The sequence below is a fragment of the Micromonospora sp. NPDC048170 genome, from assembly GCF_040652795.1.
In the GTDB taxonomy this organism is placed as follows: domain Bacteria; phylum Actinomycetota; class Actinomycetes; order Mycobacteriales; family Micromonosporaceae; genus Micromonospora.
The window spans coordinates 19,685-40,908 of sequence record NZ_JBEZMR010000014.1 but is presented as its reverse complement, the minus strand read 5'-3'; the positions used below and the strand labels follow the sequence as shown (position 1 = coordinate 40,908).

Sequence of the window (21,224 nt, the reverse complement as noted above, 5' to 3'; positions counted from 1 at the left end):
AGACGGTCACAGGACGGTTCGCATGACGGCTCCCGCCAACGGCGCCGTACGCCGGAGCCGGTCCTCGTACCGGTCCGCGGCGGTGGCCAGCGCGCTGACCGCGCGTACGCCGATGGTCCGCAACGGTTCCGGCTCCCAGCGGCGCGACCGGTGCCCGGTCCAGAACAGCCGGGTCTCGGGCCGCTTCACCCCGGCCACCAGCGCGGCCAGCGTGCGGCCGGCGAGGTTGCTCAGCGCGATGCCCTCGCCGCCGTAGCCGCCGGCGTGACCGACACCGCTGTCGCGGTCGTACACCACGGCCGGCTCGCCGTCACGGTGCATCCCGTACGCCCCGCTCCAGCGGTGACTCACGGGCGCGTCGGCCAGGGCGGGGAAGCTCTCGGCCAGGGACTCGCGCAGCCGGGCGAAGACCCGGTCGCCGGAGCGGGCGGCCGGGTCCGGCCGCGAACCGGTGCGGTAGCCGGCCCCCCGACCGCCCACCAGCAGCCGGTCGTCGGCGGTGCGCTGGAAGTAGGCGAACTGGTGGCGGGAGTCGGCGACGGTGATCCGGTCCCGCCAGCCGGCCTCGTGCCAGCGCCGCTCCGGCAGCGGTTCGGTGGCCAGCACCCGGGAGATCACCGGCAGCACCCGGCGGGTGTGCCCGGCAAGGCCGGCCGTGTACGCCTCCGTGGTGCACAGCACGCTGCGGGCGCGGATCGTGCCCCGGTCGGTGACCACGACGCCGGGCCGGAGCCCGATCGCGCGGGTGCCCTCGACGACGGTCACCCCGCGCCGCTCCACGGCCTGCGCCAGCCCGGCGGCGATGGTCGCGGGCTGCACCGCCGCGCACTGCGGCGTGAAGCCGCTCAGCAGCGCCCCGGCGATGCCGACCCGCTCGGTGGTCTCGGCCGCCGACAGCAGCGTCATGTCGGTGATGCCGAGCTTGAGGCGCATCTCCTGCCAGGCACGCAGCCGCGCGACCTGCGGCGGGGTACGGGCGACGTAGAGCGAGCCGTCGCGCCGCCACCCGCAGTCGACGTCCTCGGCGGCGAGGACCCGCTCGATCTCGGCGAGCGTGCGTTGGCCCGCCCGGTAGAAGCGCATGGCGTCCATCGGGCCGTAGCGCTGCACGAGGTTGGCCAGCAGGGCAGGCATCTCCGTGGTGCACCAGCCGCCGTTGCGTCCGCTGGCCCCGTACGCCACGTGCTCCGCCTCGACCACCAGCACGGAAATCTGTGGCGCCAACTCCGTCAGGTAGTAGGCGGTCCACAGGCCGGTGAATCCGGCGCCGATCACGACCACGTCGGTCTGTACGTCGCCGGACAGGGCCGGCCGCAGCGTCCGCAGGGACGCGGGCAGCGTGTCCAGCCACAGGCTCGCCGGTCGCCGGTGCCGGTCGGGGGAGGCCGTCATGCCGCGCCGCCGCTACCGGCTGGCGGTGGCGGTCAGGTCGCCGAGGACCGCCGCGGCCAGGGCCCGCTTGTCGACCTTGCCGACGTTGGTCAGTGGCAGCGCCTCGACGACCTCGAGCCGGTCCGGCAGCTTGTAGTCGGCCAGGCCCCTGTCCCTCAGCAGCCTGCGTAGCTCCACCAGGCTGGGTGCCGGGTCGTCGGCGACGACGACCGCGCAGGTCTTCTCGCCGAGCCGCCGGTCGGGGAACGGGACGACCGCCGCCATCCGGACCCGCTCGTGGGTGAGCAGGTGCCCCTCGACCTCGTCGGCCATCACCTTCTCCCCGCCCCGATTGATGACGTCCTTGATCCGCCCGGAAATGACCAGGCGGCCCTCGGGGTCGATCCGGGCCAGGTCACCGGTGCGCAGGAAGCCCTCGGGGGTGAAGACCGTCCGGTTGTGCTCGGGTACGGCGTAGTAGCCACGCAGCACGCACGGCCCGCGCGCCAGTAGCTCGCCGACCTCGCCGACCTCGCCGGGCTCGCCCGCCTCGTCGACGACGAGCAGTTCGTCGTCGACGCACATCGGGGTGCCCTGAGTGGTCGCCGCGGCCTCGTCCCCGTCGCCGGGGCGGGTGAAGCAGAGCACGCCCTCGGCCATGCCGAACCAGTGGGTGAGCGTGGCGCCCAGGGCCGGGCGGACCGCGCGGGCGAGGTCGGGATGCAGCACGGCCCCGCCGACCTCGATGACCAGCTCGGACAGGTCCACGTCGAACATGGCGGCGGTCTCGACCCACAGCGACAGCACGGCCGGCATGACGGTGGTGAGGGTGACCCGCTCCTGGGCCATCAGCGGGAAGACCTCGTCCGGGCTGGGGCTGGACGACAGCACCGCCCGGCCGCCGACCCGCAGCGCCCCGAGCACGCCGGGGCAACCGAGGGCGGCGTTGTGCGCGACCGGCACCGCAGCGAGGTAGGCGTGCCGGTGGTCGAACGACATCGCCTCGGCGGTGGCGCGCAGTTGGAAGGCGTAGTCGTCGTGGGTGCGGGGGATGAGCTTCGGCAGCCCGGTCGTCCCGCCGGAGAGCAGGAAGAACGCCACGTCCTGCGGGTCGGGCCGGGGCAGCTCCCGGGCCGGGGCGCGCACGTCCGACCAGGCCAGGAACGGCCCAGGGTCACCGACCACCACCACGTGCCGCAGCGTGGGGCAGGCGTCGCGCACCTCCTGCGCTACCACGCGGTGGTCCACTCCGGGCGTCCGGTCGCTGGTCACGAGGGCGACGGCCCCGACGTACTGCGTCAGGTAGGTCAGCTCGGCGCGCCGGTGGGCCGGCAGGGCCAGCACGGGCAGCGCGCCCACGCGGAACAGCGCCACGCAGGTGACCAGGAACTCGACAGTGTTGGGCAGTTGGAGAACCACCCCGTCGCCGGGGCGTACGCCCAGCTCGACCAGGCCTGCGGCCAGCTCGTCGGCACGTGCGTCGAGCTCGCCGTACGTGTGCCGGCCGTGTCGGGTGACGACGGCGGTGCGCCCGGGGTCGCGAGCCTCGGCGTCCCAGTCGGCCCAGGGGCGGAGCAGGTCGCCGAGCACCTCGCCGCGCCAGTAACCGGCGTTGCGGTATCGGGCGGCGAGCTCCGCCGGCCAGGGGGTGAAGCCTTCACGAACAGCCACGGGGCCTCCCGTACGGCGATCACCGGCTGGAGCCGGCCATGGGTATCCGTACGCACGGTATCGACGGTCCAGAAGGCACACAAGGGTCTGTGCAAAGACGATGCTTGTATTTCCCAGATACGAGTACTCCACTACCGTGGAACACGAGTGCCGGGACCGAGAGAGGACGGCCGCGATGCGGATAAATGTGGACTTTGACAGGTGCGACAGCAACGGCCTCTGTGCGCTCGCCGCGCCGACGGTCTTCGAAGTGCGGGACGACGACTACCTCTACGTGCTTCAGGAGAACCCGCCGCAGGAGCTGTGGCCCGAGGTGACGCAGGCCGCAAACGCCTGTCCCAAACTCGCCATCACACTGGAGGACCAGTGACGGCGCAGGACCGCGAGCCGGTCGTCGTAGCGGCGGTCCGCACCCCCATCGGCAAGCGGGGCGGTGCGCTGGCCGGGCGCAAGGGTGTCGAGCTGCTCCGGCACGTGCTGGGTGCGGTCATCGACGCCGCGGGCGTCACGCCCGACGCCGTGGAGCAGGTGGTGGGCGGGTGCGTCACCCAGGCGGGCGAGCAGAGCCTGAACGTCACCCGCAACGCGTGGCTGAGCACCGGATGGGACCCCGCGGTCGGCTGCACGACGGTGGACGTCTCGTGCGGCTCCGCCCAGCAGGCCAACCACCTCGTCGCCGCGCTGATCGGTAGCGGTGCGATCAGCGTGGGCATCGCCTGCGGGGTGGAGTCCATGAGCCGGGTCCCGATCGGTGTCAACCTCTACAACGGACCGGGTCACTACAAGACCGCGGACTACCCGTGGGACGACCCGCCGCGGGCGCAGTTCGGCGGTGCCGAGCGGATCGCCGCCCGACAGGGCCTCACCCGCGCCGACGTCGACGCGTACGGGGTGCTCTCCCAGGAGCGCGCCGCCGCGGCCTGGGCGGCTGGCCACTTCGACCGGGAGGTGGTCGGCCTCGACGCGCCGGTGCCGGGCAACGACGACGACCACGCCGGGTACCGCCGGATCGACCGGGACGAGGGGCTGCGCGAGACCAGCCTGGAGGGCCTGGCCAAGCTCGCGCCGAACGTGCCCGACGGGGTGCACACCGCCGGCACCACCTCGCAGGTCTCCGACGGCGCGGCGGCGATCCTGTGGATGTCCCGCGCCCGGGCCCGGGCGTTGGGGCTGCGGCCCCGGGCGAGGATGGTCGCCCAGGTGATCACCGGAGCGGATCCGTACTACCTGCTCGACGGGCCGGTGGCGGCGACCGGCCGGGCGCTGGAACGCGCCGGGATGACGCTGGCCGACCTCGACCTGGTCGAGGTCAACGAGGCGTTCGCGGGCGTGGTGCTCAACTGGGCGCAGCAGCACGACACCGACCTGGAGCGGGTCAACGTCAACGGCGGGGCGATCGCGTTGGGCCACCCCCTCGGCTCCAGCGGCACCCGACTGCTGGTCACCGCGCTGCACGAGCTGGAGCGCCGGGACGCGCAGACGGCGCTGGTCACGATGTGCTGCGGGGGATCGCTGGGAACCGCGACGATCCTGGCTCGGGTGTGACGTGCGGCGCGAGGAGTTCTACCGAGAGGCCCGCGACGACCTTGACGGACCCCTGCACGGCCTGTCCGTGCTGGACGTGACCAAGGTATGGTCCGGCCCGCTGACCACGAGCCTGCTCGCCGACATGGGCGCCGACGTCGTCCGGGTCGAGCTGCCGTACGGCCGCGACGGTGAGGTGCCACCGGAGATTCCCGGCACGGGCCTGTCGTGGTTCCGCGAGACGGTGAACCGGAACAAGCGCAGCGTGGGGCTGGACCTGCGGCAGCCCGCCGGCCGGGAGGCGTTCCTGGGGCTGGTACGCGAGGCGGACCTCGTGGTGGAGAACTACAAGCCCGGCACGCTGGACGACTGGGGTGTCGGCTACACCGACTGCTGCCGGGTCCGGCCGGACATCGTGTTCGTCTCCATCACCGGCTGGGGGCAGTACGGCCCGGACATCGACCGGCCGGCGTACGACCCGGTGGTGCAGGCCGCGAGCGGCTGGATGTCGCTCAACGGTGACCCGGCGGGCCGCCCGGTCCGGTCGCCGACCTTCCTGGCCGACGAACTGGCCGGCCTGCACGCGGCCGTCGGCGCGCTGGCCGCCCTGGCGCACCGCGACCGCACCGGCGAGGGCCAGCACATCGACGTGGCCATGCTCGACAGCCTGCTCGCCAGCAGCTGTGGTCTGTTGACGCTGGCCGCGACCGGCGCGCCGCCGACACGGTGGGGCAACCAGACCGACTTCGCGGTCCCGTCGAACGTCTACCGCTGCCTCGACGGCGAGATCTACCTGTCCGTCGCCCTCGACAAGCACTGGCGGGCGCTGGCGGAGACGATCGGCCGCCCGGAACTGGCTCGCGCGCCCGGCTACGGGCGCGGTGCGCAGCGCCGGCAGAACCGCGACGTGGTCGACGGCCTCGTGTCCGGCTGGTGCGAGACCCGCACGGTCGGCGAGGTCATGGCGGCGTTCCGCGCCGCACGCCTGGTGGCCGAGCGGGTGCGCACGCTGACCGAGGTGGCGGCCGATCCGCAGGTGTCGGAGCGGGACATGCTTCAGCCGACGGTGCTGCACAACGGTGCCGTCGCGCCGCTCACCGGTCCGGCGGTGAAGTTCTCCCGCACACCGACGCGGATCCGCCGGGGTGCGCCGGCCGCCGGCGCGGACAGCCGTGACGTGCTGGGGGACGCCGCCCCGCGCCCGGACGAGTCATAGGGTCCGGCAAGCGTCTGCATAGTATCTACGTGCGTTCTGCGTGTGTCCTGCTGCTTCTATTGATGTCGGGCCCAAGATGCTTCAACATAGGAGTTCGAGATACGAGTTCCCGTCGCCGATCGGGGGCACCCGGCGTGGGTGCGACGGGCAAAGGAGGCGTCTGTGAGCGAGCGACCGCTGGCACTGGTGACCGGCGCCTCGCGGGGCATCGGCCGCGCGGTGGCCGTCCGGCTCGCCGAGCAGGGGTACGGGCTCGCCTGCTGCTACAGCAAGCCGAGCGAAGCCGCCGAGAAGACCGAGGCACAGGTCACCGCGACCGGGGTGCCGAGTTACTTCGCCCCCTGCGACGTCGCCGACGACGCGGCGGTGGACGCGTTCATCGCCGAAGCCGAGCGGCGGCTGGGCCCGATCGACCGGTTGGTCAACAACGCCGGCATCACCCGGGACAGCCCGCTGGTGCTGGCCCGCCGCCCCGACTGGGAGGCGGTCCTCGACATCAACCTCGGCGGCACCTGGAACTTCTGCCGAGCCATGGCCTTCCGATTCATGAAGCGCCGCGCCGGGGCCATCGTCAACCTCTCCTCGATCGCCGGCATCCACGGCAACGTCGGCCAGACCGCCTACGCGGCCAGTAAGGCGGGCATCATCGGGCTGAGCCGTTCGCTGGCCAAGGAACTCGCCCCCTACGGCGTACGGGTCAACGTGGTCGCCCCCGGGTTCATCGAGACCGACATGACCGACGCGCTGGATGCGAAGGCCCGGGACCGGGCACTGGGCATGATCGGTCTACGCCGGTTCGGCCGTCCCGAGGACGTCGCGGCGATGGTGGACTTCCTCCTCTCCGACCAGGCCGACTACGTCACCGGCCAGGTGTTCCAGGTGGACGGAGGGATGACCCTGTGACCGCGGCGACGGCAGCGCCGGCCTGGCGGCCCGCTGCCCCCGTTCCGTACGCCGCCCCGCTGCCGGCCGTCGACCAGCTCCGGGTGGACCCCCGCGACGGCGGCTGGACGATCACCGCCCGGGTCGCGGTCGATCCGGAATCCCCGAACCTCGCCGGGCACTTCCCCGGCCAACCCATCTACCCGGGCGTGTTCGTGGTCGAGACCCTGTGCCAGGCGATGGCCCAGGCCGTTCCCGGCGCACCCCGGCTGCGCGCGGTCACCTCGATCCGGTTCCTCGCGGCGCTGCTCGGCGGCGACGAGATGGAACTCACCCTCGACGTGAAGCCGATGGCCTCGACGTCGCCCGGCTGGGCGGTACGCGGCACCGCTCGGCGCAACGACGGCACGGTCACCGCCCAGCTGCGCGCCGTCTTCGACGCCGGAGCCGGCGCGTGAACGCCGCCGAGATCCGGGCCGTCCTGCCCCAGCGCTACCCGCTGCTGCTGGTCGACCGGGTGACCAGCATGGAGCCCGGTGACGTCATCGAGACGGTCAAGGCGATCACCGCCACTGAGCCGTGCTACGCCCACCTCGGCGACGACGCCACCGCCGAGGACTACGCCTACCCGGCCTCGCTGCTCATCGAGTCGTTCGGGCAGAGCGCCGCGCTGCTGTGGCTGGCCGGCGCCACCCCGTCGGACCGGGTCACCGACGACTCCCTGCTGCTCTTCGTGGGCGCCCGGGAGTACACCGTCGAGGGCCGGGCCTACCCGGGCGACGTCGTCCGCCACGTCGTACGCCTGGAACGCGTCGTCGCCGACACCGCCTTCGCCACCGGCGAGAGCTGGGTCGGCCAGCGGCGCATCGGCACCGTCGGCTCGCTCATGGCCGCCCGCCGTCCCCGTGCCGCAGTCGCCGAACCGGCAGCCGGCCCGAACGGCTCAGGCGTCGACCGCACCATCCCCGCTAACACCAGTGCCCAAGGAGGCCGACATGTCCGGTGAAAACGAGCGGTACGAGCAGCTCCGGGAGATCATCGCCGAGGTGTTGGAGATCGAGACCGACGAGCTGACCGACACCGGGGACTTCGCCGAGGAGTACCAGGCGGACTCACTGCGCGCCATCGAGATCCTGGCCCGCATCGACAAGGAGTTCAAGGTGGAGATCCCGCAGTCGGAGATGCCCGAGCTGCGTAACCTCAAGGCCACCTACGAGGCCGTCGCCCGGCACGCCGGCTGGCAGGACTGAAACCGTGCGGCGTGTGGTCGTGACCGGCCTCGGCCCGGTGTCGAGCATCGGAACGGGGGTGACGGCGTTCGGTGCGGCCCTGCGGGCGGGCCGCTCCGGCATCTCCCAGATCACCAGCTTCGACCCGACCGGGTTCCCGTACCGCAACGGCGGTGAGGTCCGCGACTTCGACCCCGCCGCCTGGCTGCGCCGGCTGCCGCCCGCGCGGTGGGGCCGGTCCAGTCAGTTCGCGGCCGCCGCCGCACGGCTCGCGGCGGACGACGCCAAACTGGACCTCGACACGGTGGACCGTACCCGGGCGCATGCCGTGATCGGCACGACCAGCGGTGAATCCGTCGTCCTGGAGGCGCTCACGGCGCGTCTGGTCGAGGCGGGTTTCGACGCGGTGCCGCCGCAGCTCGTCGAGCAACTGCCCGCAGGGCGGCTGGCGCACGCGGTCAGCGAGGAGTTGGGCCTGCGCGGCGACTCGCTGACCCTCGCCACCGCCTGCTCCGCCAGCAACTACGCCATCGGGTACGCCTACGACCTGCTCGTCACCGGCGAATCAGACGTGGTGTTCGCCGGCGGCGCCGATTCGGTCTGCCGTTGGGCGCACGCGGGGTTCTACCGGCTGGGTGCCCTCACCGAGAGCGCCTGCGCGCCGTTCGACCGGGACCGCTCAGGCATCCTTACCGGCGAGGGCAGCGCGGTGCTGGCGTTGGAGACGGGGGAGCACGCCGAGGCGCGCGGCGCGCACATCTACGCGGAGGTGCTCGGCTACGGCCTCAACTGCGACGCCAAGCATCCGGTGGCCCCGGACCGGGACAGCATCGCCGAGTGCATCCGTATCGCCCACCGCAACGCCGGCATCACCCCGGACCAGGTCGACTACATCTGCGCCCACGGCACCGGCACCCCGGCCAACGACCTGGTCGAGGCGCAGGCCGTACTGGAGGTGTTCGGGCCGAATCCGCCGCCCATCAGCTCGATCAAGTCGATGATCGGGCACACCATGGGCGCCGCCAGCGGATTCGGCGCGATCGCCTCCGCCCTGGCGATCGAGCAGGGCTTCCTGCCACCCACCGTCAACTGGTCGCACCCGGACCCACAGTTGGCCGGCATCGATCCCGTGCCGAACGAGGCCAGGCCGGCCACCGTCCGGCTCGTGCAGAACAACGGGTTCGCCTTCGGCGGAAACAACGCGATCGTGCTGCTTGGAGCCGCCCGATGACCCCACTGACCATCAACGGCCTCGCGGCGCTGAGCGCCGCCGGTGACCGGCCGGAGGCGCTCGCGGAACGCGTCACCGCCCTCGCCGGGGAGTGTCATCCGGGTGTACCCGTCGGCGGGATCGTCACCGAAGCGCTGCCGCGCGCCGAGGGCCACGCCCTCCTGGACTTCGACGTACGGGCCCGGCTCGGCCGGCGCGGCACGAGCTTCTACGACCGGGCCACCGCCCTGGCCGTGGTGGCCTGCGGCGACGCCCTCGACGACAGCGGGCTGACGGTGGACGACACCAACCGGGCCCGGGTCGGCGTGGTGCTGGGCACGACCGTCGGCAGCCTGAAGTCCACCAGCGACTACACCCGCGAGACCCTGGTTCAGGAGAAGCCGTACCTGGTCAACCCGATGCTGTTTCCCAACACCGTGATGAACTGCGCAGCCGGCCAGGCGGCCATCCGACACGGGCTCAAGGGGATCAACGCCACGGTCACCGGCGGACCTCTGGCCTTCTTCAACGCGCTGCGGTACGCCGGCAACGCCATCCGCCGCGGCTACGTCGACACCATGCTCGTCGGCGCGGTGGAGGAGTTCTCGGCGCACCGGGCCTGGGCATCCGCGCTGGGGCCGGCAGGCGGCGAGGTCCTCACGGGCGAGGGTGCCGCGGTGTTCGTGATCGGTGGCTCCGCCGACCCCGCCGGGCGCGCTGCGATCTGCGCCGTGACCACCGGGTACGGCCCCGACGGCACAGCGGAGCAGGCCCTCACCGACTGCGTGGCCCGGGCCCTGCACGTCGCCGGAGCCGCCCCGACCGACGTCACGCTCCTGGCTACCAGCGAAACCACCACCTCCGGCCCCCGCCCGCAGCACGCCGCCGCTCTGCGGGCGCTCGGCGGACACGTACCGGCCGAGCTTGTCGTCAGCCGGGCGGCGGGGGACTGCGGGGCTGCCACCCCGGCCCTGGCCCTGGTGGCCGCGCTGCGCCTGCCCGACCACGGCGACCGGTCCGGTCTGACCCTGCTCACGGCCCACGGCACCGACGGCGGCGTCGGCGCCGCCCTGGTCCGGCGGTAGCCCATGGCGACGGTGATCGCGGCGAGCAGCCTGCGCACGTGTTTCGGTGACGGCGCGCGCACCTTCGCCGCGCTGCTGGACGGACGTAGCGGGGTGGGCGCGCTGCGGCACCCGCTGACCGGCCAGCTCAACGTGACGGCCGGCTACCAGATCGACGAGCCCGCCCCGGGGGCCACGCTGCGCGCCGGCACCTGGCTGCGGGAGTGCGTCGACGAGGCGCTGACGCGGGCCGCCATCGACCCTGCGCGGAGCCGGGTCGTGGCGCTCGTCGGCACCGGGCTGCGGGAACTCGCCGCGGTGGAGGAACTGGCACTCACCGGTACCGCCACCACCCTGTCGCGCCTGCACTTCGGGCCCGCCGTCCGGGACGCCGCGCCCGGCCTGGCCGAGGTGGTGACCATCGCCAACGCGTGCAGCGCGGGCGGGCACGCCCTCGCGCTCGCCCAGGACCTGATCGAAACCGGCGAGGCCGACGCGGTCGTCGTCGGCGCTGCCGACACGATGACCGCTTCCATGCTCGCGATGATCGGCAAGGTCACCCCGACGCCCACCACCCGGATCCGCCCGTTCGACCGCGACCGCACCGGGGTGCTGCTCGGCGAGGGCGCCGCCGCGCTCGTTGTGGTCGGCGAGGACCGGACCGGGCCGGCCGTCGGCCGGCTGCTCGCCACCGGGCTGTCCTGCGATGCCGTGCACGAGACCGCACCCGATGTGGACGGGATCAGCCGGGCGATGCGCGACGCCTGGTCGCGGGCCGGTCGTAGCCCAGAAGAGGTGGACCTGGTGGTGGCCCACGGCACCGGCACGGCATTGAACGACCCCACGGAGTGCGCCGCGTTGCTGCGGTGCCTGCCCCGACCCGGAGCGCCCCTGGTCACCGCTGTCAAGGGCGCTGTCGGTCACCTGTCGGGCGCCGCCGCGTTGGCCAACCTCGACGTGGCGCTGCGATGCCTGGCCAGTGGCGTGGTGCCGCCGGTCGTCGGGCTGGTGAACCCCCTGTCCGAGGGCGACGGGCTCACCTTCGTCCGGGACGCCCGCGCCCGACGGGGTATCACCCTGGCCCAGGTCAACGCCTTCGGCTTCGGCGGCGTGAACGCGGTGACCCTGGTGGAGGCGCTGTGACCGGCACGCAGGCCCCACCGGCCGCCGACGCGGCGTCGGACGCTCACGATTCCCGCGGCGTGCCTGGCCGGCAGGTCCGCGAGAAGCTCGACGGCGCGACCGCCCCGGCCATCGCCGTGGCCGTCACCTCCTACAGCATCCACCTGCCCGCCGACGGCCGCTTCGGCGCGGCTGCCGCCGACCTGCCGCCCGTGGACCCTGCCTGCCCGTCCGACCGCGCGCACACCCTGCTCGGCCGCAAGGGACTGCTGTACAAGGAACCGGCCACCCGGCTCGCGCTGTGCGCCGTGCACCGCGCCCTGGGCCTGCCCGACGGCGCCCGCCCCGACACCACCCTCGATCCCGGCACCGCGATCGTGGCCGCCAGCAACCTCGGCAACGTCGCCACGGTCGTCGACGTGACCCGCGCCGTCGTCCGCGAGGGCAGCCGGGGGGTCAGCCCGATGGCGGCACCGAACGCGTCCAGCAACGTCATCGCCAGCAGCATCGCGTTGTGGTTCCGGCTCGGCGGCCCGAACCTGATGGTCTGCTCCGGCGAGACCGCCGGTCTGGACGCGCTCGCCCTGGGCGCCCTGCTTCTGCGTGCCCGCCGGGCGGACCGGGTGCTGGTCGTCGGCGCGGAACCCGACGACGAGACCGCGGTCGCGGTTCGCCGTGGCCCCGCCGCCGCCGACGCCGCACCGCCGATGCGTGCCGGGGCCGCCTGTGTGGTCCTGGAACCCGTCGCCCGGGCCGCCACCCCGCTGGCCACCGTGACGGTCGGGTCGACCGTGCGCCGACGCGAAGACGTACCCCCGTGGCCTGCCCGGGTCGTGGTCGGCCCCGGCCACCTCGACCCCGCGTCGGCCTGGGGCGACTGTTACGGCGCCCAGGGAGTGCTCCAGACCGCGCTCGCCGCGCGGCTTGTCGCCGAGGGCGCGGGCAGCGTCGCGGTGCTCTGCGGCGGCGACGAAGACGGCTGGCGTACCGCACTGCTCACCCCGGCCACCACGAACGGGAGGCAGCCGTGACGACGCCGACCGTACGCCAGTTGCGTCCGCCCACGCCGGGCGGCCCGATCGTGGCCTTCGTCCACGGGCTGGAGGACTCCTGGGAGAGTTGGCTGCCGTTGAGCAACGTGCTGCCGCCCGAGTGGTCCCCGGTCGCCCTCGACCTGCCGTGGCGGCCCGGAAACGACTACCAGTGGCGTCGCCGCCCCTCGCCGCGATGGCTGGCCGACGGCCTCGACCAGTTGGGCCGGCGCCCCGACCTCGTCGTGGCCCACTCGTTCGGCGCCAACGCCCTGCTCGAACTGCTCTGCGCCCGCGACCAGCGGTTGCCGGACACCGTCATGCTGATCTGCCCGCTGTACCGGCCGCCGGCCGTCGCCGTGACCTGGCGGGTGTTCGAACGCGCGCGGCGCTCCTTCGAACAGCACATCCACGACTCGCTGCGCAGCCGACTCGGCGCGCGGTTGCGGGCCATGGACGCCGACGTGGTGGAGCGAATGATCGCCAAGGCGGTCGACCGGGTCGGCCCCTCCGGATTCCTGACCGTGTTCGACCAGTTCTGCGCCAGCGCGTCACTGCGGCTGGACCAGGTGACGGCCCGGGTGCTGGTGCTCGCCGGAGGGTCCGATCCGACCCTGTCCCCGGAAGCCGCGCGGACCCTCGCCGACGGCATGCCGCACGCGGTGCTGTCGGTCGGCGACAGCTACGACCACTTCTGCTACGCCCGCCAGCCGGAGGACGTCGCGTCCCGCCTGTGGGCCTTCGTCGACGTGGCACCCATCGTCAGCGGTCATCCCGAAGGAGTAGCCACGTGACCATCCTCGCCCCGCCCGCGCCCACCCCGAGCGTCCTGGTCAGCCGGCCGCGCTACGAAGGCGCCAACATCCGCACCTGGATCGGGTTCAAGCACTTCATGTACCTGGTGGAGGAGGCCGTCCTGAAGTGGCTGCGCGACCAGGGCCACGGCGCCCACGCGCTCTTCCACCGGCACGGCCTCGGCACCGAGATCATCGACTGCTCGGTGCAACTGCCCGCCGTGCTGGAGGTGGACGACGAGGTCCGCGCGGAGGTGGTCGCCGGCACCGGGAAGCGGCTGCGGGTGCAGATGTCGGTGAACCGTGGCGGCCAGGACGTCGTGGTGCTGCGGGGACACGTCACGGTCGCCCTGCTGCCCGAGACCGACGGGCCGGTGCACCGGCCCGCCCCGGCGGCCCTCGCGACCTGGGAGGCACCCGGACTCGACGCGGCGACCGGCCTGCGCTCGGAGCTTGCGCTGCCGGCCGGCGCCGACCCCGCGTCCGTGTTGATGCCAGCCGGCTCGGGGGCCTTCCTGTGGTCCTGGCGGGCGCCGTACTTCTACTGCCACTTCTCCGACCGGGTGCAGCACTCCGGATTCGTGCGCGCCCTGGAGGAGGTCGTCGACCGGTTCCTCGCCGACCGGGGCATCTCCGTGGGGCGCATGCTGGCCGAACGCGCGTGGATCCCGGTGGTCTCCCGGGCCCGGGTACGCCTGGCCGAACCGGCCCACATGGAGGAGACGGTGCACACCGTCTTCCAGGTCGACGACGTGCTGCGGGAGATGATGTTCAGCGGCCGGATGGACTGCTGGGTCCACCGGGGTGACCAGCTGAGGCTGGTCGCCTCGGCGACCATCCTGCACGGCTACGCGATCAGCCGGGGACCGGACGCCGGTCAGCTCGCCCGGCTCGATCCCGAGGTGTGCGCGATCCTCACCGGAGGCCGGCCGTGACCCGCGCGCCCGCCCGACCCCGACTGTTCTTCTCCTTCCGCAGCCCGTACAGCTGGCTGACGATTCGGCGGCTGCGCGCCGCGCTGCCGACGGCGTTCGCGGAGCTGGACTGGTTCCCCTACTGGGATCCGGACGCGCAGACCTCCGCGGCGCTCGCCGCACGCGGCGCGGAGTTCCACTACGTGCAGATGAGCCGGGCCAAGCACCTCTACCTGCTGATGGACACCAAACGACTGGTGCAGCGTGAAGGCGTGCCGATGGCGTGGCCGATCGACGTCGACCCGCACTGGGAGGTGCCGCACCTGGGCTGGCTGGCCGCCCGCCGTGCCGGTCGTGCGGAGCCGTTCTACGACGAGGTGGTCGCCGCCCGTTGGGAACGGGGCGAGAACATCTGCGACCCCGAGGTGCTGGCCGGGTGCGCGGAGCGGGCCGGCCTGGATCCGGCCCTGGTCACCGGCGCGGTCGATGATCCGCAGCTGCGGGCCGAGGGCGCGGACTGCCTCGAACGCGCCTACCTCGACGACATCTTCGGGATCCCGTACCTGAAGTGGGGCCGGCACCGGTTCTGGGGACTGGACCGGCTCGACAGCTTTCTGGGGCTGTGGCGGCCGGACGCCGCCGCCGCGGTCCCCGTCCTGGCTGCCGCCCCGGCCCTGGTGGGGCTGCCCGACCGGGCGGAGGCGATCGTGGCCTCCGGTGGATACGACACCGACACGACGGGTGGATGCGGATGATGTTCCCTCCTGACACACCGGCTCTCCGGCAGCGTCGCATGCAGCAACTGGCCGCCACGCTGCGGTTGTTCGCGGAACTCGGCTACGACGAGGGCGCGGGCGGGCACATCACCGTCCGTGATCCCGAGCGGCCCGACTGCTTCTGGATCAACCCGTTCGGCATGTACTTCGGCCATGTCCGGGTCAGCGACCTGCTGCTGGTCGGCGCCAACGGGCAGGTGCTGGGCGGCAAGGGCCGGATCAACCCCGCCGGCTTCGTCATCCACTCGGCGGTGCACGCCGCCCGCCCCGACGTCATCTGCGCCGTGCACACTCACTCCGTGTACGGCCGGGCGTTCTCCACCCTGGGCCGGCTCCTCGACCCGATCACGCAGGACGCCTGCGCGTTCTACGGCGACCACGCCCTCTTCGACGACTACAGCGGCGTGGTGCTCGACTCGGACGAGGGCAAGCGGATCGCCGCCGCGCTGGGCTCCGGCAAGGCCGCCATCCTCCGCAACCACGGTCTGTTGACCGTCGGCGGGTCGGTGGCGGAGGCGGCCTGGTGGTTCGTCGCCATGGAACGGTCCTGCCAGGTGCAGCTCGCCGCCGAGGCGGCCGGCAAGCCGGTGCTCATCGATCACGAGGAGGCCGAACGGACGAGCGACGTGATCGGCTCGCCCGGCATCGGCCGGTACAACTTCAAGCCGCTCTACGAAGGTGTCCTGCGCCGCCACCCGGACCTGCTGGACTGATGATGCCGCGTCCTCACGACCTGCCCGCTCTGCTCGCCGCCCGGATCACCGCGACCCCGGACGCGCCGGCGCTCGCCGACGAGGACGGTGTCCTCACCTGGGCGCAGCTGGGGGAGCGGGTGCACCGGTGGCGGGGTCTGCTCGCCGGTGCCGGCGTCACCTCCGGCGACGCGGTGGCGCTGATGCTCGGTAACCGCAGGGAGGCGCTGGAGGCGCTGCTGGCCTGCCTGCACGCCGGCGTCAGCGCGGTGCCGGTGAACTGGCACCTCACCGCGCCGGAGGTCGCCTACCTGCTGGCCGACGCCGACGCCCGGCTGCTCGTCGTCGATCCGCCGCGCGCCGAGGTGGGTGCCAAGGCGGCGGCCGAGGCGGGCACGGTCTCTGCGGTGGTCACCGGCGACCGGGCCGCGTACGGCCTCCCGCCGGCAGAGCCCCTGCTCGCCGCGACCGACCCGCACGCCGCCCCCACCGAGCAGGAGTGCGGGCAGCTGATGATCTACACGTCGGGCACGACCGGTCGACCCAAGGGTGTGCTCAACGGTCTGTTCGTCACCGGAGCGCCGTTCGCCCGGGCCACCCGCCTGCTCGACTACGCCACCGGGGCGCTCGGCGTGCCCGCCGACGGGCGGGTGCTGCTGGTCGGTCCGTGGTACCACTCCGCTCAGCTGTTCTTCGCGCTGCTGCCCCTGCTCAACGGCGCGACCCTGGTTGTCCGGGAGCGGTTCGACCCCGCCGGGACGCTGGCCACCATCGACGCGGAGCGGATCACCGAGTGCCATCTCGTGCCGACCCAGTTCGTGCGCCTGCTGCGCCTCGACCCGGCCACCCGAGCCGCGTTCTCGGGAAGCACCCTGCGCCGAATCTGGCACGGCGGCGGCGCCTGCACGCCGGACGCCAAGCGCCGCATGATCGAGTGGTGGGGCCCGGTCCTGGTCGAGTACTACGCGGCCACGGAGGGGGGAGTGGTCACTCTCATCGACTCGGCCGACTGGCTCGCCCACCCCGGGAGTGTCGGCCGGGCCGTGCCGCCGAACCAGATCCTCGTTGTCGACGACGACGGCCGTGAGCTCGGCCCCCACCAGCGGGGCCGGATCTTCATCCGCCGGCCCGGCCGCGGCTTCCGCTACCACAACGCCGCGGAGAAGACCCGCGCCGCGCACCTCGCGCCGGGCGTGTTCACGTACGGCGAGGTGGGGCACCTGGACGACGCCGGCTACCTGTACCTCACCGGCCGTGCCCAGAACATGATCGTTTCAGGGGGCGTGAACGTCTACCCGGCCGAGATCGAGCAGGTGCTGCTGCGGCACCCGGACGTGCGCGACGCCGTCGTGCTCGGCGTGCCTGACGAGGAGTACGGCGAGCGGGTGGCGGCTGTCGTCGAGTGGGAGCCCGGCAGGCAGCCGTCCTGGTCGGCGCTCGACGCACACTGCCGGCGTCACCTCGCCGGGTTCAAGGTGCCGCGCTGCTGGCGGTCGGTCGACGTCGTCCCCCGCGAGCCGACCGGCAAGGTCCGCCTCGACCAGTTGCGCACGCTCTGCGGAGACGACAGATGGGAGCGATGAGCGGGATGCCAGCGACGCGATCGACATCCACGGTGGACATTGCCCACCCGGCGACCTACGCCCTCGGCGTGCCGCACGCCGAGTTCGACCGACGTCGCCACGAGGAGCCGGTCGGGTGGGTGCCGGAGCCGGCGTTGTGGCGGCACAGCTCGGCCGGCCGGATGCAGCAGCAGGGCTCCGGGTTCTGGGCGGTGACGACCCACGAGGCGGTCGTGGAGGTGTCCCGGCAGCCCCAGGTGTTCTCCTCCGCGCTGCGCGGGGCGTTCCTGCACGACCCACGCACCCCGGCGGACCTGGACTTCATGCGGCAGTTGCTGGTGAACATGGACGCCCCGCAGCACGTGCGGATCCGCCGCATCGTCAGCTCGGTGTTCACCCCACGCGCCGTCCGCGCGCTCGCCGACACCGTCACCCGGCACGCCCAGGACCTCGTCGAGGCGGTACGTCAGCGGGACACGTTCGACGCGGTCACCGACCTGGCGGCGGAACTGCCCCTGCTGGTGCTCGCCGACCTGCTGGGCCTGCCCCGCGGCGACCGGCATCTGCTGTACCGCTGGAGCAACAACCTGGTCGGCTTCGACGACCCGGAATACGGCGGCGGGGACGTCGAGGTCTACCGGCAGACGTTCACGGAGGCGTTCCAGTACGCGCTGGCCGTGGCCGTACGGCGGCGGGCCGCGCCCCGCGACGACCTGATCAGCCTGCTCGCCTCCGCGGAGGTCGACGGGCGGCGGATGACCGACCGGGAGTTCTGCCAGTTCTGGCTGCTGCTGGTGGTCGCCGGCAACGAGACGACCCGTCATCTGATCTCCGGTGCCCTGCACCTGCTGTTGCACGACGAAGCGCTACGTCGGCGCTGGCTCGGCGGGCCGCTGCCCACCGCCACCGCCGCCGACGAGTTCCTCCGGGTGGTCACCCCGATCATGCAGTTCCGCCGGACCGCCACCCAGGACACGACCCTGGCCGGCACGAGAATCGCCGAGGGCGACAAGGTCGTCATGTTCTACGTCTCTGCCAACCGTGACGCCGCGGTCTTCGCCGACCCCCATCGAGTGGACCTGGAGCGGGCGCCCAACCCGCACCTCAGCTTCGGTGTGGGCCCGCACTTCTGCCTGGGCGCCCACCTGGCGCGGATGGAGATGGCCGCGTTGCTCGACGCCGTCGCCCCGCACCTTTCCCGACTCGCCTCCACGGGCCCGGTCGTCCGACTGGAGTCCAACTTCGTCAACGGCATCAAGTCGATGCCTGTGGGCTGGACCTGAGACCCAGGCCAGGCCGTCAGAAAGGAGAGGTCGATGTCCCTCAACGAACGGCTGCGGGAGTACAAGGTCCGTCAGGAGGCGGGCGAGGTGCCACCGATCACGCCGGCCCATCTCGAGGTGATCTACCGGGAGGCGCACGCCCTGGCCGCCTCGGGCGCCGAGGACCGGGTGCTGAGAGCGGGAGATCCGTTCCCCTCCTTCGAGCTGTCCGACGAGAACGGCGAACTCGTCTCCTCCGCCGACCTGTTGACCCGGGGGCCGCTCGCGGTCGTCTTCTACCGGGGCGTCTGGTGTGACTACTGCAACTTCGAACTGGAGGCGCTGGAGGAGGTCTACCCGCAGATCCGGGAATTCGGCGCCGACCTGGTGGCCGTCTCGCCCGTCACCATGCCGCACCTGCGCGCGGCCATCCGCCGCAACAAGCTCTCGTACCGGATCCTCAGCGACCGGGGCAACGCCTACGCCGCGAGGTTCAACCTGACCTACACGATGAACCAGGACCTGCTCGACGTGTGGGGCAGCTTCGGCATGGACTTCTCGCAGATCAACGGCGACGACAGCAACAGCATGACGATGCCCGGGGTGTTCCTCGCCGACAGCGACGGCGTGCTGCGCTTCGCCTCGGCGTACGCGCGCCACTGGGAGCGGACGGAGCCGGCCGACCTGCTCGCGGCCATCGAACGCCTGAGCCTGGATCGCTCGGCCCGGTCCTGACCGGCGTCAACGGTCGCGTCGCCACCTGAACGTCGGGTGGCGGCGCGACCCTCGTGGAGGGGGAAACATGCACCTGAACGTCTTCACCGAATGCTCGCCGTCGCCCCAGTTCGTCGGAATGTGGCGAGCGCCCGGCGACGTGACCGGCACCGGCTACCGGTCGCTGGACTACTGGGCCGCGTTCGCCCGGCGGCTGGAGGCGGCCTGCGTCGACGCCCTGTTCTTCGCCGACATCCACGGCACCTACGACGTGTACCAGGGGTCGTGGGCGACCGCGGTCCGGCACGCCGTGCAGATTCCCTCGATCGACCCGGTGCCGGTCGTCGCCGCGGCGGCGATGGCGACCACCGACCTCGGCTTCGCGGTCACCTACTCCACCACCTACCACCAGCCGTACGAGTGCGCCCGGCTGTTCTCCACGCTCGACCACCTCACCCGGGGCCGGATCGGCTGGAACATCGTCACCTCGTACCTGCGCTCGGCAACCGACAACGGGCTCGGTGAATATCTGGACCACGACCTGCGCTACGACCGGGCCGACGAGTACCTCGACGTGGTCCGCGCCCTCTGGGAGCGCAGTTGGGACGACGGCGCGGTGGTCCGCGACATCGACGGCGACGTCTTCACCGACCCGTCCCGGGTGCGCGCCATCGACCACCGGGGCGACTGGTTCACCGTGCGCGGCCCGCACCAGTGCGAGCCGTCGCCGCAGCGCACACCGGTGCTGTACCAGGCGGGCGCGTCGGGCCGGGGCATGGCGTTCGCCGCCCGGCACGCGGAGGTGATCTTCCTGACCATGGCCGACCCGCAGAGCGGGGCCGAGACGGTCCGGCGACTGCGCCAGCGGGTGGCCGAGTCGGGACGCGACCCGCAGGGCGTGCGTGCTCTCCAGGGCACCATGGTGATGGTCGGCGCGGACCGCGCCGCCGCGAAGCGCAAGGCCGCGCAGTACCACGAGCTTTGGAGCCCCGAGGGGCAACTGGCGAAGTGGTGCGGCTGGATGGACGTCGATCTGGCCGCGTACCCGGATGAGACCCCCGTCGACGAGGTCAAGAATCAGGGCAGCCAGTCCTTTCTGGGCTTCCTGCGCGGGCTGAGCCCCGAGCGGTCGTGGACCATCGGTGACGTGCGGTACCTGGTGTCCCGCCCCCGGCGGGCCCGCCGCGACGCGCCGATGACCCTGTTCGGCACGGCCGAGGAGATCGCCGACCGGATGGAGCAGTGGCTGGAGGTCGCCGACGTCGACGGTTTCAACCTGATTCCGTGCAGTCCCTCGGACGGTATCGGCGACATCTGCGACCTGCTCATCCCGGAGTTGCAACGGCGCGGCATGTTCCGCACCGCATACCGCGAGGGCGAGACGCTGCGGCAGCGCTACTTCGGACCGGACGCCTGATCGTCCGCGCCGGACGACCCACCGAGGCTCTTCTCGTATGTTGAAGTGTCTTGTTTGGTGGCGAGTGTCATTGCTAGTGTTCCGAAGTATTCGAGCCGTCGCTGAAAGGATGTCCGGGCATGGGCAGGAAGCCAGTCGTGGGCCCGAGGATGGCCGCCGAGATCGAGGGCGACTTCGCCGTCTTCATGACGGGGATGCGGGTCAACAACTTCTTCAAGGTCAACCGCTGGCTGCCGACCTTCTGGTCGATGGGTGGCGTGTTGAAGGCCATGTTCGCCGATCAGGAGGCGACCGGTGCCCTGCACGCGCACGCGTACTGGGGCAATCGGGGTGCGGTCATGATCGCCTACTTCCGCAGCATCGAGCACCTCGAACGGTTCGCCAACAACCGAGAGCTGGCGCACTCCAAGGCTCTGCAGGACTACTTCCGGCGGATGAAGGACAACTCCGTCGTCGGCATCTGGCACGAGTCCTACGTGGTCCGCAACGGCGAGTACGAGGCCGTCTACAACCACATGCCGGTGGCGACGGGCCTCGCCGCGGCCGGGGAGTGCGTGCCGGTGAGCCGCCGGGGCAACAGCGCGTCCGCCCGCCGGGCCACCGGGGCGCGCGCCGCGGCCGAGGCGGCTGCCGCGTCAGGTAGCGACGTGGATCCGTTGGCACCGGTCGTGGACGAAGTCTTCCCGCGAGGCGCCGCCGACCGCAGCGTCGCCTGACGATCCCGGTCCGGCCGGCGTGCCCGGCCGGACCGACCGCAGGCCGGCCGCGTGGCC

22 protein-coding genes are annotated in these 21,224 nt (G+C 72.5%); 20 read left to right on the top strand and 2 right to left on the bottom strand.

Annotated features, from left to right (window positions below; all coding sequences use genetic code 11):
- Nucleotides 1-6: 6 nt before the first annotated feature.
- The gene (locus AB0D32_RS19125; protein WP_357091455.1) at nt 7-1,392 is read right to left on the bottom strand and encodes an FAD-dependent oxidoreductase; all 1,386 of its coding nucleotides are present in this window, start codon (nt 1,390-1,392) and stop codon (nt 7-9) included.
- A 12-nt stretch (nt 1,393-1,404) separates the two neighbouring features.
- Nucleotides 1,405-3,042 carry an AMP-binding protein gene (locus AB0D32_RS19120; RefSeq protein ID WP_357091452.1) on the bottom strand — a complete coding sequence of 546 codons (1,638 nt, stop codon included), beginning with the start codon at nt 3,040-3,042 and terminating at the stop codon, nt 1,405-1,407.
- 175 nt (nt 3,043-3,217) lie between these two features.
- On the opposite strand from AB0D32_RS19120, the gene AB0D32_RS19115 reads away from it, so the two are divergent.
- From AB0D32_RS19115 to AB0D32_RS19020, 20 genes are all read left to right on the top strand, one after another.
- Nucleotides 3,218-3,412, top strand: coding sequence for a ferredoxin (locus AB0D32_RS19115; RefSeq protein ID WP_357091662.1), 195 nt, complete (start codon nt 3,218-3,220; stop codon nt 3,410-3,412).
- Nucleotides 3,409-4,587, top strand: a complete 1,179-nt coding sequence (locus AB0D32_RS19110) for a steroid 3-ketoacyl-CoA thiolase (RefSeq protein WP_357091450.1) — start codon at nt 3,409-3,411, stop codon at nt 4,585-4,587. The genes AB0D32_RS19115 and AB0D32_RS19110 overlap by 4 nt, the downstream gene beginning before the upstream one ends.
- A 1-nt stretch (nt 4,588) precedes the next feature.
- The gene (locus tag AB0D32_RS19105) at nt 4,589-5,782 is read left to right on the top strand and encodes a CoA transferase (protein WP_357091448.1); all 1,194 of its coding nucleotides are present in this window, start codon (nt 4,589-4,591) and stop codon (nt 5,780-5,782) included.
- Nucleotides 5,783-5,944: 162 nt separating this feature from the next.
- Entirely contained in the window at nt 5,945-6,685 is a 741-nt protein-coding gene (fabG, locus tag AB0D32_RS19100) for a 3-oxoacyl-[acyl-carrier-protein] reductase (RefSeq protein ID WP_357091446.1), read from the top strand.
- Complete coding sequence (locus AB0D32_RS19095; protein ID WP_357091444.1) at nt 6,682-7,122, top strand: hypothetical protein; 441 nt, start codon at nt 6,682-6,684, stop codon at nt 7,120-7,122. The genes fabG and AB0D32_RS19095 overlap by 4 nt, the downstream gene beginning before the upstream one ends.
- Nucleotides 7,119-7,670, top strand: coding sequence for a beta-hydroxyacyl-ACP dehydratase (locus AB0D32_RS19090; RefSeq protein WP_357091442.1), 552 nt, complete (start codon nt 7,119-7,121; stop codon nt 7,668-7,670). Before AB0D32_RS19095 ends, AB0D32_RS19090 begins: the two co-directional genes overlap by 4 nt.
- On the top strand, nt 7,660-7,914 hold the full coding sequence (locus AB0D32_RS19085) for an acyl carrier protein (RefSeq protein ID WP_357091440.1): 255 nt from the start codon (nt 7,660-7,662) through the stop codon (nt 7,912-7,914). The genes AB0D32_RS19090 and AB0D32_RS19085 overlap by 11 nt, the downstream gene beginning before the upstream one ends.
- 4 nt (nt 7,915-7,918) lie before the next feature.
- A complete protein-coding gene (locus AB0D32_RS19080) occupies nt 7,919-9,124 on the top strand; it encodes a beta-ketoacyl-[acyl-carrier-protein] synthase family protein (RefSeq protein WP_357091438.1) in 1,206 nt (401 codons plus the stop codon).
- On the top strand, nt 9,121-10,188 hold the full coding sequence (locus tag AB0D32_RS19075; RefSeq protein ID WP_357091436.1) for a beta-ketoacyl synthase N-terminal-like domain-containing protein: 1,068 nt from the start codon (nt 9,121-9,123) through the stop codon (nt 10,186-10,188). Before AB0D32_RS19080 ends, AB0D32_RS19075 begins: the two co-directional genes overlap by 4 nt.
- Before the next feature lie 3 nt (nt 10,189-10,191).
- Nucleotides 10,192-11,310 carry a beta-ketoacyl synthase N-terminal-like domain-containing protein gene (locus AB0D32_RS19070; RefSeq protein ID WP_357091434.1) on the top strand — a complete coding sequence of 373 codons (1,119 nt, stop codon included), beginning with the start codon at nt 10,192-10,194 and terminating at the stop codon, nt 11,308-11,310.
- Nucleotides 11,307-12,320 (top strand): beta-ketoacyl synthase N-terminal-like domain-containing protein, encoded by a 1,014-nt coding sequence (locus AB0D32_RS19065; RefSeq protein WP_357091432.1) that lies wholly within the window; start codon nt 11,307-11,309, stop codon nt 12,318-12,320. The genes AB0D32_RS19070 and AB0D32_RS19065 overlap by 4 nt, the downstream gene beginning before the upstream one ends.
- The gene (locus tag AB0D32_RS19060; RefSeq protein WP_357091430.1) at nt 12,317-13,114 is read left to right on the top strand and encodes an alpha/beta hydrolase; all 798 of its coding nucleotides are present in this window, start codon (nt 12,317-12,319) and stop codon (nt 13,112-13,114) included. The genes AB0D32_RS19065 and AB0D32_RS19060 overlap by 4 nt, the downstream gene beginning before the upstream one ends.
- Nucleotides 13,111-14,049, top strand: coding sequence for a thioesterase family protein (locus tag AB0D32_RS19055; RefSeq protein WP_357091428.1), 939 nt, complete (start codon nt 13,111-13,113; stop codon nt 14,047-14,049). Before AB0D32_RS19060 ends, AB0D32_RS19055 begins: the two co-directional genes overlap by 4 nt.
- Nucleotides 14,046-14,783: a DsbA family protein gene (locus AB0D32_RS19050; protein WP_357091425.1), complete on the top strand. Its 738-nt coding sequence runs from the start codon at nt 14,046-14,048 to the stop codon at nt 14,781-14,783. The genes AB0D32_RS19055 and AB0D32_RS19050 overlap by 4 nt, the downstream gene beginning before the upstream one ends.
- Nucleotides 14,783-15,517 carry a class II aldolase/adducin family protein gene (locus tag AB0D32_RS19045; RefSeq protein ID WP_357091659.1) on the top strand — a complete coding sequence of 245 codons (735 nt, stop codon included), beginning with the start codon at nt 14,783-14,785 and terminating at the stop codon, nt 15,515-15,517. Before AB0D32_RS19050 ends, AB0D32_RS19045 begins: the two co-directional genes overlap by 1 nt.
- Entirely contained in the window at nt 15,517-17,079 is a 1,563-nt protein-coding gene (locus AB0D32_RS19040; RefSeq protein ID WP_357091423.1) for an AMP-binding protein, read from the top strand. Before AB0D32_RS19045 ends, AB0D32_RS19040 begins: the two co-directional genes overlap by 1 nt.
- Before the next feature lie 32 nt (nt 17,080-17,111).
- On the top strand, nt 17,112-18,341 hold the full coding sequence (locus tag AB0D32_RS19035) for a cytochrome P450 (RefSeq protein ID WP_357091421.1): 1,230 nt from the start codon (nt 17,112-17,114) through the stop codon (nt 18,339-18,341).
- A 33-nt stretch (nt 18,342-18,374) separates the two neighbouring features.
- Nucleotides 18,375-19,055 (top strand): peroxiredoxin-like family protein, encoded by a 681-nt coding sequence (locus tag AB0D32_RS19030; protein WP_357091419.1) that lies wholly within the window; start codon nt 18,375-18,377, stop codon nt 19,053-19,055.
- A gap of 67 nt (nt 19,056-19,122) precedes the next feature.
- The gene (locus tag AB0D32_RS19025) at nt 19,123-20,451 is read left to right on the top strand and encodes an NtaA/DmoA family FMN-dependent monooxygenase (protein ID WP_357091417.1); all 1,329 of its coding nucleotides are present in this window, start codon (nt 19,123-19,125) and stop codon (nt 20,449-20,451) included.
- Between the two features lie 119 nt (nt 20,452-20,570).
- Nucleotides 20,571-21,167 carry a DUF4188 domain-containing protein gene (locus AB0D32_RS19020; protein ID WP_357091415.1) on the top strand — a complete coding sequence of 199 codons (597 nt, stop codon included), beginning with the start codon at nt 20,571-20,573 and terminating at the stop codon, nt 21,165-21,167.
- The last annotated feature ends 57 nt before the right edge of the window (nt 21,168-21,224 follow it).

Bases quoted from the DNA above. Each gene is read 5' to 3' on its own strand.
- AB0D32_RS19125 (WP_357091455.1), bottom strand. From the start codon at position 1,392: ATGACGGCCTCCCCCGACCGGCACCGGCGACCGGCGAGCCTGTGGCTG.
- AB0D32_RS19115 (WP_357091662.1), top strand. From the start codon at position 3,218: ATGCGGATAAATGTGGACTTTGACAGGTGCGACAGCAACGGCCTCTGT.
- AB0D32_RS19085 (WP_357091440.1), top strand. From the start codon at position 7,660: ATGTCCGGTGAAAACGAGCGGTACGAGCAGCTCCGGGAGATCATCGCC.
- AB0D32_RS19075 (WP_357091436.1), top strand. From the start codon at position 9,121: ATGACCCCACTGACCATCAACGGCCTCGCGGCGCTGAGCGCCGCCGGT.
- AB0D32_RS19070 (WP_357091434.1), top strand. From the start codon at position 10,192: ATGGCGACGGTGATCGCGGCGAGCAGCCTGCGCACGTGTTTCGGTGAC.
- AB0D32_RS19045 (WP_357091659.1), top strand. From the start codon at position 14,783: ATGTTCCCTCCTGACACACCGGCTCTCCGGCAGCGTCGCATGCAGCAA.
- AB0D32_RS19040 (WP_357091423.1), top strand. From the start codon at position 15,517: ATGATGCCGCGTCCTCACGACCTGCCCGCTCTGCTCGCCGCCCGGATC.
- AB0D32_RS19030 (WP_357091419.1), top strand. From the start codon at position 18,375: ATGTCCCTCAACGAACGGCTGCGGGAGTACAAGGTCCGTCAGGAGGCG.
- AB0D32_RS19025 (WP_357091417.1), top strand. From the start codon at position 19,123: ATGCACCTGAACGTCTTCACCGAATGCTCGCCGTCGCCCCAGTTCGTC.
- AB0D32_RS19020 (WP_357091415.1), top strand. From the start codon at position 20,571: ATGGGCAGGAAGCCAGTCGTGGGCCCGAGGATGGCCGCCGAGATCGAG.